This is a genomic window from Rhodococcus sp. 008 (assembly GCF_001682295.1).
In the GTDB taxonomy this organism is placed as follows: domain Bacteria; phylum Actinomycetota; class Actinomycetes; order Mycobacteriales; family Mycobacteriaceae; genus Rhodococcus_F; species Rhodococcus_F qingshengii.
The window spans coordinates 1,262,857-1,276,748 of record NZ_CP012749.1; the positions used below are offsets into that span (position 1 = coordinate 1,262,857).

The window sequence follows — 13,892 nt, forward strand, 5'->3', positions numbered from 1 at the left end:
CTTAACGGAGGATGGACGGTGGCGATACGCTGACCTCGATGACGCCGCTATCTCCGGTCGACGAAGTCACGGTGACTTCTCAGCGACCGCTCGATGCCGCGCTGACGCTCAGCCCGCATCAGCGCGGACCCGGCGACCCCGCACATCGACGGTCAGCCGACGGAGCGATCTGGCGAGTTTCCCGCCAACTTTCGGGTCCTGTGACCTACCGCATCACCCAGTCGGATCGCCACACGGTCCGGGTACAGGCCTGGGGTCCCGGCGCCACGGAATTCCTGACCGGCGCCGAAGCGCTGCTCGGTCTCGACGACGAAGCCGAAGATTTTGCCCCCGAACATCCCAAGCTCGCCGAAGCTCATCGACGCTTCCCTCATCTGCGCATCGGCCGCACCGGCCGCGTCATGGAAGCTCTCGTTCCCGCGATCCTCGAGCAACGAGTCCACGGCATCGACGCATTCGCCGCGTGGCGCCGCCTGCTGACCAAGTTCGGGGAGCGCCCACCCGGCCCCGCGCCCGACGGAATGCGGGTTCCACTCACCGCGGACCAATGGCGTCGAATGCCGTCATGGGAATTCCATCGCGCGAACGTCGATCCCGCGAGGTCCAAGACGATCGTTCAGTGCGCTCGCGTCGCCGACCGCCTCGAGCAGGCATCCACGTTCCCCAGGACCGAGGCGACCAAACGGTTGCGAGCGGTACCCGGCGTCGGGATCTGGACTGCCGCCGAAGTGGCTCAGCGTGCATTCGGCGATTCCGATGCACTCTCGGTCGGCGACTACCACCTTTCTGCCGTCGTCGGGTGGTCACTGCTGGGTGAACCGATCGACGACGCCCAGATGGTGCAGTACCTCGCTCCCCTTCAACCGCATCGATACCGCGCCGTGAGGCTTCTGCAGGTCAGCGGGCAAGCCGTCAAACCCAAGTTCGGTCCGCGAACTGCCGTTGCCGACCACCGTTGGCACTGAGCATCAGGAGTTGGAAAATGTCGACCCGATACGCACACATCGCCTTCTCCCCCGCTGCGGTGGAGCGTCAGCGGTCGACCGGAAGTTTCACCGTGTACGGTTCGAAACTCGATCAGCCCGACGAGGGCCCGATGGAATTCGATTTCCGCGCGCAGGGATTCGTGAAATCCGTGGATTCCTTCTTCATGTCCACGGTGACGCCCGACGGTTGGCCGTACGTCCAACATCGCGGCGGCCCGCGCGGATTCCTGCATGTGTTGGGCCCGAATCGAATCGGATTCGCCGATCTCCCCGGCAATCAGCAATTCGTGACGCTCGGCAATCTGGAAGAGAACAATCGCATCTCGCTGTTCGTCATCGATTACCCGACGCGAACGAGATTGAAGATCTACGGGCGCGCGCAGGTGATCGAAGCGGACGAGGACCCTGCACTACTGCAACAGCTCTTGCAAGTCCCCGGCGGCACCATGACGGCAAAAGCCCAGCGTTCCATCGTCATCGACGTCGAAGCGTTCGACTGGAACTGCAGTCGAAACATCACGCCACGCTTCGACAAGGAGCGCATGGACGAATCCCTCGCTCTGGCACGCCAACCCCTGCAAGCCGAGGTAGATCGGCTTACTGCCGAGGTCGAAGAATTGCGTGCGCGGTTGTCGAAAAACGAATGAGACTAGGCGGTTTCAGGGCACTCGGAGTCGGGTAGCCACCAAACACGGCCCGTCGCGCGGAGACGACGGGTCCCGTTGTGCCCGAGGAGGTCCGCACGATCGATCCAGACGGTGGAGTTCTGGTTAACGAACTGCACCGCCACCATTCACGACTGGTTCCACACAGACAGATTGGCCGTCCCCATGAAACTGTCCCGAACTCTCACCATGTCCGTACTCGTCGTCGCCGCAGTCGGCGCCGGAGCCGGCACCGCGGTCGCAGCGCCCCCGAATGCGGGCTTCGATCCGTCCCAACCCCTACTGACACCGACCGCAGAGTCGAACAGCCAGGCGGCGTTGATGCTCTTCCCCGGTAACGATCCGAAGCAGGCCGCGTTCGACACGATGGCCAACGAGGTCAATATCGGCTGGAACAACGGTGGTCTGCAGTCGACCCTGATCGGAGCCAACCTCGGCGTCGGAATCGGCTGCCTGTCGATCTTCCCGAACTTCATCGCCGGCTGCATCGTCGGTGGAGTCATCGGCACGGTTGCCGGAGTCGGCGCAGGAATCACCAACGGAAACCCGAACGCTGCGCCGGCCGTCGAGAAGTTCTTCGCGACTCCTTGAGTAGCGCTCAGCTGTGCGTGTGCCCGGGGGTGGGCGTCTCGTCGTGAAAATGTGTGGCGCCGATCGAATGCAGCAGCTGGTGAACGGTGTCGTCCGCCAGTTGGTATCGCATCGATCGGCCGTCGCGGGTCGCGCTCACCCACCCCTGGCTACGCAGTAGCCGCAGCGCATGTGAGACGGCTGTGCCGCTCATCCCCAGCGCCACGGACAAATCCGTGACGCAGATACCCGGTGCGTGATGAAGGCAGAGCAACAGACGCAGACGGTTGGTGTCGGAGAGAAGCTCGAAGCGACCGGACCAACTGGTGACATCGAGCCCCTCGAGTGCGGCCCTGGCGCGACGAACATCCTCGACGCTCAGCGCGCCACTGGTGTCTGCTGCGCCTGCATTCGTCAACCGACTGCCTCCGTAGAACTTCCGATCCCCCGCCGCAAGTGTACCCAGAAGCGAACCTCGTCAGGCAGACTCCACCACGGCCGCCATACCCTGGCCACCGCCGATACACATGGTCAACAGCGCTTTTCCGCCGCCGCGTCGGCCGAGTTCGTGAAGCGCGGTTGTTGCCATACGCGCACCCGTCGCTCCCACGGGGTGCCCGAGCGAGATGCCGGAACCGTTGACGTTCAGGCGATCGAGGTCCTCGAATCCCCATTCCTTCACGACGCCGAGAACCTGGCACGCAAACGCCTCGTTCAGCTCGACCAGATCGAAATCGGCAAAGCGTGCCCCGGTGCGAGCAAACAGTTTCGAGACGGCGGCAACCGGCCCGAGGCCCATCAGCGCCGGTTCACAACCGGCCGCGGCCCAACTGTCGAGGAACCCGATGGGTTCCAGCCCCAGCTCGTCCAGACGATCCTCGGCGACAACCAACATCGCTGCCGCAGCGTCGTTCTGCTGGCTGGCGTTACCGGCGGTCACGACGCCTCCCTCGGTCACCGCACGCAGCCGTGCCAGGGTTTCGAGTGAGGTATCCGGACGAATCCCCTCGTCAGCACGAAACTGTGTGACGTTCCCTTTTCGATCCGTCAGTTCGACGGCGACGATTTCGGCATCGAAGCGGCCGGATTCTCTTGCCAGTGTTGCCTTTCGGTGGCTGTCGACGGCGAAGGTGTCCGACTCTTCCCGCGTGATCCCGCAGCGTGTCGCGACGTTCTCGGCCGTTTCGATCATTCCGCTGATCCGACCGAATCGCCACTCGGGGTGCGAGCGCTCGCGGCCACGATCGAGGCGGTCGAACAGTTGCAGCCCACCGGATCTGGTGCCCCACCGCGCTCCGGTGGTGTAGTGCTCGATCCCGCTCATCGATTCGACGCCACCCGCGAGAACCACGTCGGCCGCACCCGTCTGGACCATCATGGCCGCGGAAACGATGGCCTGCAGACCCGTTCCACATCGGCGATCCGTCTGGAAGCCGGCTACCGAAATCGGCAACCCGGCCTCGAGCGCCGCCCACCTTCCGATGCACGGTGCCTCCGAATTGGCATACGACTGCCCCATCGCGACGTCGTCGATGCGGGACGGATCGATTCCGCTACGACGCACGGTCTCCTTGACGACGGTGGCAGCCAGACTTTCCGCAGGCACGTCACGAAGTGCCCCTCCGAAACGGCCCACCGCGGTTCTGACCGGCGCGACCAATGCTGCTCGTTTCACAACTGACCTCGAATCTCGTTCTGGAAGAATGGAAAAGGATTCAGGAGACCAACAGGCGCACGGTATCCGCTACCAGCGCAGGTTTACCCGCTCCTTCGATTTCGATCGTGTACCGCACGACTATCGTCGCGCCCTTCGCGGTGCGCTCGAAGGAAAGAATCTCCGCACCTGCCCGCACCGAAGAACCGACCTTGACCGGTTCGGGGAATCGCACCTTGTTGCTTCCGTAGTTCACGGTCATGGAGATTCCGTCGACACGCATCACCTGAGCGCCGAGCACCGGCAACAACGAAAGAGTCAGATAGCCGTGGGCGATGGTGCCGCCGTACGGACCCTGCGCTGCGCGCTCGGGATCCACGTGAATCCACTGGTGATCCTCGGTGGCGTCGGCGAACTTGTCGATCCGATCCTGTGTGACCGGGAACCACGCGCTGTAGCCCAAGTGCTCACCGACAGCCGTCTCTACTTCGTCGATTCCGTTGAAAATTCGCATAGTTCTCTCCTGAAAGGTGTTGAACAGCAAAGAAAAGTGCAGCGCTAATGTGCGCCGCGGCGCAGCGTCAATGTGCGCCGCGGCGCAGCGTGACCCGATACGTGTACTGCTCCGGCAAGAAATAGCTCACCGACAACTCGTTGGCAACGCCCTGCGCGTTGGAGTACAAACGGTCCACCCGCAACATGGCGTGGCCGATTTCGCAATCGACGTCCCTGGCAACGTCCGCCGTGGCCGGGGACACCGTGATCGATTGTGCTGCTTCGACAATCGGACTGTCGATCAGCGGTTCCAGCAAGCCGATCACCGTATTGGCGCTCACCGCACCGGCCGCCATGGCGGGCAGGTCGATGATCTGCCGCGCGATCGCCTCCGGCAGATGCGCCGTCGTCTGCACGAACGGAACTCCCTCGTGTATCCGCCGGAAGACCACGGTGTACACGACGTCGGTGTCGAGCCGAAGCCGACTGGCCGCCTCGATGTCCACGCGCCGGTGCAGCGGTGACACAACTTCCATCGTCGTGTCCCGCGAAAGGTTCATGAGATCTTCGATGGATCCGAGATGACGGAGATAGCGGCCGCTGTTCTCGGTCACGAACGTTCCGCGCCCGGGTACTCGGTACACGATGCCCTCGGCAACCAGATCGTGAAAGGCTCGGCGGACCGTCTGCCGACTCACGCCGTGATGCTGCGCCAGTTCGGATTCGGTGGGCAGTTGAATGCCGTCGCGGTAGGTACCGGCAGAGATCTGCTGACGAAGCTCACGAGAGAGGCGTTGGTACGCCGGCTCCGTCTCTCTTTCCTTACCGCTCATAGCGACATGATCCTACTTGCTCACCGATCCGTCACAGACCGCCGCGGGCAACCAGCTGCGAAACGATCACGTTGCGCTGAATTTCGTTGGTTCCCTCCCCGACGATCATCAGTGGTGCATCACGGAAATACCGCTCGACGTCGTACTCCGTCGAATAGCCGTAACCGCCGTGGATGCGGACGGCGGACAAAGCGATTTCCATCGCCACCTCGGAGGCGTACAGCTTGGCCATGCCTGCCTCCATGTCGCACCGCTCGCCGCTGTCGTACATCTGCGCCGCGTGCCACGTCAGCTGCCGTGCGGCCGTCAGCTTCGTTGCCATGTCGGCGAGGTAATTGCCGATCGACTGGTGCTTCCAGATCGGCTGGCCGAAGCTCTCGCGCTGCTGCGCGTAGGCAAGTGAATCCTCGAGTGCGGCCGTGGCGACGCCCAGTGCGCGGCAAGCCACCTGGATACGGCCGGTCTCGAGTCCCTTCATCATCTGCCCGAAGCCCTTTCCGGGAGTACCGCCCAGAATGGCCGACTCGGAGATGCGGTAATTGTCGAAGGACAGTTCACAACTCTCGACGCCCTTGTATCCGAGCTTCGGGAGGTCGCGGGAGACGGTCAGCCCTTCGCCGTGCTCGACGAGAACGATCGAGATGCCCGCATGACGAGGGCTTGCGCTTGGATCGGTCTTGCACAGCAAGGCGATCACGCCGGATCGGCGGGCATTGGTGATCCATGTCTTGGCGCCGTTGACGACCAGATCTGTGCCGTCGCTCTTGGCGTTGGTTGTCATGGCCTGCAGATCGGAACCTCCGCCGGGCTCGGTGAGGGCCATCGTTGCCCGGATCTCGCCGGTTGCCATTCGCGGCAGGTACTTCACCTTCTGCTCTTCGGTACCGAACAGCGAGATGAGTTTCGCGACCACCGTGTGACCGCCCATCGCCCCCGCCAGGGACATCCATCCGCGTGACAGTTCCTGCGTCACCTGCGCATAACAGGGCATGGACACCGGCGATCCGCCGTACTCCTCGGGAATCGCGAGCCCGTAGATCCCGATCTGCTTCATCTGATCGATCCACTTCTCGGGATACTCGTTCGCGTGCTCCACCTCCTGGACCGTGGGCTTGACCTCTCGGTCGACGAACCGGCGCACGGTTTCGATCAGGAATGTCTCTTCGTCGTTGAGCTTGAGCATGAATCCGCCTCGACTTGAAATAAGTTTGTACGGCCATATTTCGATATTGTTCGCGCAATGTCAATACCGCGCCTTGACATCGATACGCAGCAACTGCCAGCATCGAGGCAGTTCCGTGCACATCAACGCCGTTCACGGCAGCTCATCCACTTCACAACTGGCCGTACATTTGATTTCCAGATCGAGGTAATCGACACACTATGGACGAGAACCACTACCGCGCCACCAGACGTCGCGCGTCCCTGGTCGCGCCGGGTTCAGACGAGCGCAAGGCACGCAAAGCACTCTTCTCGAACGCAGACGAGGTGATTCTCGACCTCGAAGATGCCGTCACTTCGGCGAACAAGAACCTGGCGCGAACCCTCGTGAGCACCTTGGTGCACGAGTTCGGTAGGGCGCGCACCATCTCGGTCCGAATCAACGGCCTGACCACACCATGGGCCCGCGACGACCTGATCGCCTGCGGCGCCCTCGGAGAATCGCTGACGAGCGTGATCGTCCCGAAGGTCGAGTCCGCCGACGAACTACTCGAGGCCGAGCACATCCTCTTCACTGCCGGTGGGCACCACACCACCCTGCAAGCCCTGATCGAAACTCCGCTCGGCGTCCAGAATGCCGACTCCATCGCCCGCGCGACTCCTCGTCTCCAAGCCGCGATCATCGGATACGCCGATCTCGGTGCAGCGCTCGGCCGTTCACGCTCGGCACTGCCTGAACACTGGCTTGCCGTCCAGGACAGAATTCTGATCGCCTGCCGCGCAGCCGGCGTCGCAGCCATCGACGGGCCCTTTCTCGGCATCACCGACGACGACGCTTTCCGCCGCGCCGCGCACTGGACCAGCGCTCTCGGGTTCGACGGCAAATGGGTCATCCACCCGGCGCAGATCGACTCGGCCACTACCGCATTCACTCCTTCGGACGACGCCGTCAATGACGCCCGACGGGTACTGACCGCACTCGAAGAAGCCGAAACCCTGGGTTCGGGTGCCGCCCAACTCGACGGCCAGATGCTCGACGAAGCTGTGGCCGTGGCAGCGCGTCGTACGCTTGCCCGAGCCGAAGGAGTCACCGTATGAGCGAGCACTACGTGGGAGGCCCGTACTTCGACGAGCTCACCCATGGTCAGATCTTCGACGAAGCCCCCGCGGTGACGTTGACCAGTGGACTCGCCGCCTCCCATCAGGCGATCCTCGGTGACCGCATGCGCCTGCCTCTCGACGCACACTTGTCGTCGAGCGTCACGGGTTCCGGTGCACCAGTGGCAAATCCAGGACTGGTCACCGACATCGCCATCGGCCAGTCAACCGTGGTCACACACCACGTCAAGGCGAACCTCTTCTACCGTGGACTGCGATTCCACCGTTTCCCGGTACTCGGCGACACCCTGTACACGCGCACCGAGGTTGTCGGTCTACGCGAGAACTCGGCCAAGCCGGGACGCGGCGCCACCGGACTTGCCGCGCTACGGATGACGTCTGCTGATCAGAACGGCAACACGGTCCTCGACTTCTACCGCTGCGCCATGCTCCCCCTGAGCCCCGACCCGATCGAGGCGAGAACTCGCCACGCCGACGACCTCGGGGCGATCAGTCCGTCCGAACCGGCTCCGTACGTATCACCTGACGGTTGGGACCTCGACACGTATCGAGAGCGGGTACCCGGCAGGCACTTCGATTCCGATTTGGTGGGCTCCGTCTTCCACAGCAGCGGCGACGTCGTCTCCAGCGCACCCGAACTTGCCCGGCTGAGCTTGAACATCGCAGCGACGCACCACGACGATCGCGTCGGCGCCCACGGTCGCCTCGTCTACGGCGGCCACACCATCGGGATCGCACTCGCCCAGGCGACTCGCGCTCTGCCCAACGTGGTGACGGTTCTCGGGTGGCACTCGTGCGATCACACCGGACCCGTTCACGAGGGCGATACCCTCACGAGCGAACTGCACGTCGAAAACTCGTCGCCCCTCGAACACGGAACCGCAGTGCAACTGCGTTCGCTCGTGTTCTCCCACAATGCTTCTGCAACACAAACTCCGGTTCTCGACTGGCGTTTCACCGTGTTGATGGCATGAGCACACACTCTTCTATCACGGAGGACCACACATGACTCAGAGCCCAGGCCCGCTGTCCGGGCTTCGCATCGTCGAGGTCTCGAGCTTTGTCGCCGCGCCGCTGTGCGGACTGACGCTCTCCCAACTCGGCGCCGAGGTGATCCGGATCGACCCGATCGGAGGTGCCTCCGATTACAATCGCTGGCCCGTCACAGACAAGGGCGAGAGCATCTACTGGACCGGACTCAACAAAGGCAAACGGTCACTGTCAGTGGACATGCGCGCCGAACGCGGCCAAGAACTGATTCGCCGACTGGTCACGGCGCCGGGACCTGGCGGCGGAATCCTGGTCACCAACGCCGGCGGCCGTAAGTGGATGAGCCACGACTCCCTGGCCCAGTTGCGTAGCGACGTCATCACCCTCGAGATCCTCGGACGCCGCGACGGCAGCCCCGGAGTCGACTACACGGTCAACGCCGCCTTGGGATTTCCACAGATCACCGGCCCCGCCGACTACGCCGGAGTTGTCAACCACGCACTGCCCGCCTGGGACGTCGCATGCGGGCTCTACGCCGCCCTGTCGATCACTGCCGCAGTGCGCCAACGTGACTCGACCGGACATGGATCTCGGATCACGCTCCCACTCGAAGACGTCGCATTGGCCACCGCGGGAACCCTCGGTTACCTCACCGAGGTACAAGTGAACGGTCGCAGTCGCGAGTCCGGCGGAAACGCCGTCTACGGCACGTACGGAATCGATTTCGTCTCCAGCGACAACGAACGGTTCATGATCGTTGCACTCACTACCCGCCATTTCCGCGACCTTGCGTCGGTCACCGGCACCACGGCGGCTGTCGACGCTGTCGAAGCTGCGCTCGGAGCCGACTTCTCCACCGAAGCGGATCGCTACCGTCATCGAGAGGTACTCACTGCTCTGTTCTCACATTGGTTCCGGGAACACAGCGGCGCCGAGATCGCTGCAGCGCTGGACACATCGTCGGTTCTGTTCGAGAGGTACCGCAGTTTCGAGGAAGTGGTGAAATCTGGCGAACTGGAGAACAACCCGATGTTCTCCGCACTCGATCAACCTCGAATCGGAAGCTACCTGGCTGCCGCCAATCCTGCCTCGTTCGACGGCGCACACCTGGGTACCGGACCCGCCTCCGAGGTCGGCGGCGATTCGATCGCGGTGCTCGCCGACATCCTCGGAACCAACGCCGATCACGCCTCGACGCTGATCGCGGACGGCGTGGTCGGGGTTCCGGCGAACTGACCTACCCGGAAGATGTTTTCGGCCTCGGAACACTTGTTCCGAGGCCGACAACATGTCGAGAGTGCGTCAGAGACCAAGATCCTTCGCGATGATGGTCTTCATGACTTCACTTGTGCCACCGTAGATTCGTGTGACACGCGTGTCTGCGTAAAGACGCGCGATGGGATACTCGGTGATGTAGCCGTACCCGCCGTGCAATTGGAGGCACTTGTCGATCACTCGACCTGCCGCCTCGGTGCAGAACAGTTTCGCCTTCGCTGCGTCGGGAATCGTCAGAGTGCCGCGGTCATGACATTCGAGTGCGTTGTCGGACACCAGCTGGATGGCATCAACCTCGGTAGCGCATTCGGCCAGAACGAATTTGGTGTTCTGGAAGGCCGCGACCGGCTTGCCGAACACCTTGCGGTCCTTGACGTAGTCGATGGCAAAGCGAAGCGCTGCACTGGCAGTGGCGGCCGCTCCGAACGCGATGGTCAACCGCTCCTGAGCCAGGTTGTGGGTCAGATAGCTGAAGCCGTCGCCCTCTTCTCCGAGTCGGTCCTCGACGGGCACCTTGACGTCGACAAACGAAAGCTCCGCAGTGTCGGAGGTCTTGAGCCCGATCTTGTTGATCTTGCGCCCCACCGAGTATCCGGGCGACGACGTATCGATCACCAGAATCGACAACCCCGTGCGCCGGTTCTCCGCTGTGCTGGGCGCGGTACGGCACACCACCAGGACGCGGTCGGCAAGTACTCCACCGGTGATGAACGTCTTGGAACCATTGACCACGTAGTGCGTACCGTCCTCCGACAGCTTGGCCGTGGTCGCGATGTTCGCCAGATCCGATCCTGTTCCCGGTTCGGTCATCGCAATCGCGAACATCAGATCTCCGGAAGCGAAGCCCGGCAACCAGCGGCTCTTCTGTTCTTCGTTCGCGTACTCGAGCAGGTAGGGCAGGATCAGGTTCGTATGCACCGACTGCGAGCCGAATGACGCCCCGGCGGCAGCAACTTCCTCGGCGACGACGACGTTGAACTTGAGCGACTTCTCGCCGCCTCCGCCGTATTCTTCCGGCACCTGAATTCCGAGTACGCCCAGCTCTCCGAGTCGTCGGTAGAAGTCACGGGGCGGGTGACCGTCCTCTTCCCACTTCTCGTGGACCGGGGTTACTTCCTTCGCGATGAAATCGCGAACGGTTGCCCGGAATGCCTCGTGATCCTCGTTGAACACGGTGCGCTGCATGTATGAACTCCAGTCGGTCAAGGGGACAGGGTGATCCTGATCTCACCTTGCCTCAATGTTCCGCATTCGATCCAACACTCATCGGCTATGCGTCCGATAGGGCGTACCAATATGGCCTGACCTGGGATACATAGGCAACCGCTATCGTTCCGATCATCGACGCGACATTGCTCAAAGTGATCCAGAACACGTTGAATGAGTCAGCCGGCAAACACACCACCATCGATCGCTTCGAGGCCGCGCTTCGAGCACGATCGCATCCGCCCACCAGTCTCGAAGGGACGCCACGTGACCCCCATCGCGCCACAGCGTAACGACGTCCAGCCCGAAGCAACAGCAACGCCAGATTCGTCAGCAGTTCCCGTCTTCGGTACCCGCAAGCGTGCGTGGACGATGACCGGGCTCGTCGTTTTCCTCTACATCGTCAACTACGCGGACAAGGCAGTCCTCGGAATCATCGCTCAGCCCCTCGCTCGTGAGCTCGGACTGAAGTCTTCGCAAATCGGCATGGTCGGCTCGCTCTTCTTCCTGATGTTCTGCATCGGTGGATTCCTCGCCGGACCGCTCAACAAGTACCTGACCCTGCGTTGGGCGCTGTTGATCCTGGCCGCAATCTGGTCCGTGGTCATGCTCCCCCTCGTTCTCGGCGCCAGCCTCGCGATGTTGATCGTCTCGCGCATGCTCCTCGGATTTGCCGAAGGCCCCAGTTCTGCGCTGATGCACACCGCGGCGTACTCGTGGCACCCGCCGGCCAAGCGCGGCCTTCCCGGCGCAATGCTCGCCGGATCCGCCTCTGTCGCAAAGATCGCTCTCGCGCCGGTACTGACCTTCATCGCCGTTCATTACGGCTGGCGCGCAGCGGTTCTCTCGCTCTCCGTTCTCGGTCTCGTGTGGATGGGTTGCTGGCTGGCCGGTTGGTCCGAGGGCCCGTACACGAGCAAGGCCGTCAAGGCGACCAAGACTGCAGATACAGAAGCAACCGAGGCAGCCGGGACAGCCACGAAGGCGGTCACCGAGCCCAACGTTCCGTGGCGCAAGATCCTGCTCTCCCGCACCTTCGTCAGCTGCTGCTTCCTCATCGCGACCATCTACGCGCTGACCACCGTCGTTCTCACCTGGTTGCCGTCGTACTTCGAGGTCGGCCTCGGATACAGTGCGATGCAAGCCGGTTCGATGTTCGCGCTGCCCTCGATCGTCGGTCTCGTCCTCATGATCACCTCCGGTTCCGTCACGGACAAGTTGATCGGCCGCGGCTTCACCTCTCGTACGGTTCGCGTCATCGTTCCCTGTGTCGGCGTTCTGATCTGCGGATCGATTCTCCTGTTCCTGCCACAGATCTCCACCCCCATCGTCGCTGTCGCCATGGTCTCGATCGGCTACGGGTTCTCGGCAATCACCTTCCCGCTCATCAACGCTGCGATCTCGGAGCTGTGCCCGCCGCAGCAGACTGCCGGAACGATGGGATTCTTCCTCGCCATCATGTCGATCGGTGGCCTGATTGCTCCTTACGCAACGGGAGTCATCGTGGACAACGCTGCAACCCCGGCCGACGGTTACGCCCAGTCCTTCCAGGCAATCGGCGTCATCGGAGTGATCGCCGCGGTTCTGGTCCTCGTCTTCGCCAATCCCGAGCGCGATCGCAAGCTCATCCGAGGCTGAGTACTCCACGTATAGCCATTCGCTAACAAAGCCATTCACCGAAAGACATTGCCGGGTCGACCCGCTCGTGATCGACTCGAGACACGCCCCGACCGCACAGTCGCAGAACCGGGCACGAACAGCAGGAGAGATACATGCGAGATGCCGTCATCGTCGACGCAGTACGTACACCGATCGGCCGTCGTGGCCGCGCCCTCTCGGAGATCCATCCGGTCGAGTTGTCCGCCCATGTACTGCGTGCGCTCGCTGAACGGACCGGACTCGACGCGGCGACGGTCGACGACGTGATCTGGGGTTGCGTCAGTCAGGTCGGCGAGCAGGCCGGAAGCATCGCCCGCACAGCGGCACTCGCTGCCGGCTGGCCCGACAGCGTTCCCGGCGTCACACTGACCCGGGCCTGCGGATCGAGCCAGCAGGCAGTTTCCTTTGCTGCGGCCACCGTCATCTCCGGTCAGAACGACGTGGTCGTAGCCGGAGGCGTCGAATCGATGTCACGAGTACCGATGGGTACCGCCAGCAAGAACGGTGAGCATTTTCCGGCTTCGGTACTCGAACGCTACGGGGTGGACGGTTTCAGCCAGGGGACCGGCGCCGAGATGATGGCCCGCAAATGGGCACTCACACGAACAGCTCTGGACGAATACTCCCTCCGCTCACACGAATTCGCGGCCCGTGCCACCGATGAAGGGGCATTCACCGGGCAGATCACTCCGATCGCGGGCTTGTCCCAGGACGAAGGCATTCGGCGAGGCGGAAGTGTGGAGTCGCTCGCGAAGTTGCCCCCGGCCTTCGACGCCGACGGTGCCATCCACGCCGGCAACTCTTCTCAGATCTCCGACGGGGCGGGCGCCACACTCGTCACGACCAGCGAGCACGCCCGGGCACGCGGGTGGAAGCCGCTCGTTCGTATTCACACCGCAGTGGTCGCAGCCGACGACCCGGTCATCATGCTCACCGGTCCGATTGCCGCCACCGCAAAGGCATTGGATCGCTCCGGATTGTCCATCGACGACATCGGCGCCTTCGAGATCAACGAGGCATTCGCCCCCGTCCCGCTTGCCTGGCAGGCTGAAACCGGCGCAGCCATCGATCGTGTGAATCCGCTCGGCGGCGCTATCGCGGTCGGCCACCCACTCGGCGGATCAGGTGCGATCTTGATGACTCGCCTGGCACATCACATGCGCGACAACGGAATTCGCTACGGTCTCCAGTCGATGTGCGAGGCCGGCGGCATGGCCAATGCGACCATTCTCGAATTGATCTGACCCGACAACGCTTTCGGGCCGACACGTCATCCAGC

Annotated in this window: 14 protein-coding genes; 8 read left to right on the forward strand and 6 right to left on the reverse strand. The window is 62.8% G+C overall.

Annotation, left to right across the window (positions count from 1 at the left end; translation table 11 throughout):
• Positions 1 to 11 precede the first annotated feature (11 nt).
• The 3 genes from AOT96_RS05940 to AOT96_RS05950 all read left to right on the forward strand — a co-directional run bounded on the left by AOT96_RS05940 (position 12) and on the right by AOT96_RS05950 (position 2,242).
• Positions 12 to 965: a DNA-3-methyladenine glycosylase family protein gene (locus AOT96_RS05940; protein WP_042448519.1), complete on the forward strand. Its 954-nt coding sequence runs from the start codon at positions 12 to 14 to the stop codon at positions 963 to 965.
• 17 nt (positions 966 to 982) lie between these two features.
• Positions 983 to 1,633: a pyridoxamine 5'-phosphate oxidase family protein gene (locus tag AOT96_RS05945; RefSeq protein WP_003940212.1), complete on the forward strand. Its 651-nt coding sequence runs from the start codon at positions 983 to 985 to the stop codon at positions 1,631 to 1,633.
• A 111-nt stretch (positions 1,634 to 1,744) separates the two neighbouring features.
• A complete protein-coding gene (locus AOT96_RS05950) occupies positions 1,745 to 2,242 on the forward strand; it encodes a hypothetical protein (RefSeq protein ID WP_003940625.1) in 498 nt (165 codons plus the stop codon).
• A gap of 7 nt (positions 2,243 to 2,249) precedes the next feature.
• Here AOT96_RS05950 and AOT96_RS05955 read toward each other — a convergent pair whose 3' ends face one another.
• The 5 genes from AOT96_RS05955 to AOT96_RS05975 form a co-directional block, all read right to left on the reverse strand.
• Complete coding sequence (locus AOT96_RS05955) at positions 2,250 to 2,639, reverse strand: ArsR/SmtB family transcription factor (protein ID WP_003940184.1); 390 nt, start codon at positions 2,637 to 2,639, stop codon at positions 2,250 to 2,252.
• 60 nt (positions 2,640 to 2,699) lie between these two features.
• Positions 2,700 to 3,896 carry an acetyl-CoA C-acetyltransferase gene (locus AOT96_RS05960; protein WP_064114110.1) on the reverse strand — a complete coding sequence of 399 codons (1,197 nt, stop codon included), beginning with the start codon at positions 3,894 to 3,896 and terminating at the stop codon, positions 2,700 to 2,702.
• 40 nt (positions 3,897 to 3,936) lie between these two features.
• Positions 3,937 to 4,389, reverse strand: coding sequence for a MaoC family dehydratase (locus AOT96_RS05965; RefSeq protein WP_003940415.1), 453 nt, complete (start codon positions 4,387 to 4,389; stop codon positions 3,937 to 3,939).
• Between the two features lie 67 nt (positions 4,390 to 4,456).
• Complete coding sequence (locus AOT96_RS05970) at positions 4,457 to 5,203, reverse strand: GntR family transcriptional regulator (RefSeq protein WP_042448526.1); 747 nt, start codon at positions 5,201 to 5,203, stop codon at positions 4,457 to 4,459.
• 31 nt (positions 5,204 to 5,234) lie between these two features.
• Entirely contained in the window at positions 5,235 to 6,386 is a 1,152-nt protein-coding gene (locus tag AOT96_RS05975) for an acyl-CoA dehydrogenase family protein (protein WP_003940468.1), read from the reverse strand.
• A 200-nt stretch (positions 6,387 to 6,586) separates the two neighbouring features.
• On the opposite strand from AOT96_RS05975, the gene AOT96_RS05980 reads away from it, so the two are divergent.
• The 3 genes from AOT96_RS05980 to AOT96_RS05990 are packed head-to-tail and all read left to right on the forward strand — an operon-like array spanning position 6,587 to position 9,709.
• Complete coding sequence (locus AOT96_RS05980; protein ID WP_064443704.1) at positions 6,587 to 7,462, forward strand: HpcH/HpaI aldolase/citrate lyase family protein; 876 nt, start codon at positions 6,587 to 6,589, stop codon at positions 7,460 to 7,462.
• Complete coding sequence (locus tag AOT96_RS05985) at positions 7,459 to 8,457, forward strand: MaoC family dehydratase (protein ID WP_065351438.1); 999 nt, start codon at positions 7,459 to 7,461, stop codon at positions 8,455 to 8,457. Before AOT96_RS05980 ends, AOT96_RS05985 begins: the two co-directional genes overlap by 4 nt.
• Positions 8,458 to 8,488: 31 nt before the next feature.
• Positions 8,489 to 9,709, forward strand: coding sequence for a CoA transferase (locus AOT96_RS05990; protein ID WP_064114217.1), 1,221 nt, complete (start codon positions 8,489 to 8,491; stop codon positions 9,707 to 9,709).
• 66 nt (positions 9,710 to 9,775) lie between these two features.
• Here AOT96_RS05990 and AOT96_RS05995 read toward each other — a convergent pair whose 3' ends face one another.
• Complete coding sequence (locus tag AOT96_RS05995; RefSeq protein WP_003940617.1) at positions 9,776 to 10,933, reverse strand: acyl-CoA dehydrogenase family protein; 1,158 nt, start codon at positions 10,931 to 10,933, stop codon at positions 9,776 to 9,778.
• A 195-nt stretch (positions 10,934 to 11,128) separates the two neighbouring features.
• Between AOT96_RS05995 and AOT96_RS06000 the strand changes: the two genes are divergently transcribed.
• Both AOT96_RS06000 and AOT96_RS06005 read left to right on the forward strand, forming a co-directional pair.
• A complete protein-coding gene (locus AOT96_RS06000; RefSeq protein ID WP_174519483.1) occupies positions 11,129 to 12,592 on the forward strand; it encodes an MFS transporter in 1,464 nt (487 codons plus the stop codon).
• 134 nt (positions 12,593 to 12,726) lie between these two features.
• Complete coding sequence (locus AOT96_RS06005) at positions 12,727 to 13,857, forward strand: thiolase family protein (RefSeq protein ID WP_065351439.1); 1,131 nt, start codon at positions 12,727 to 12,729, stop codon at positions 13,855 to 13,857.
• Positions 13,858 to 13,892: the final 35 nt, after the last annotated feature.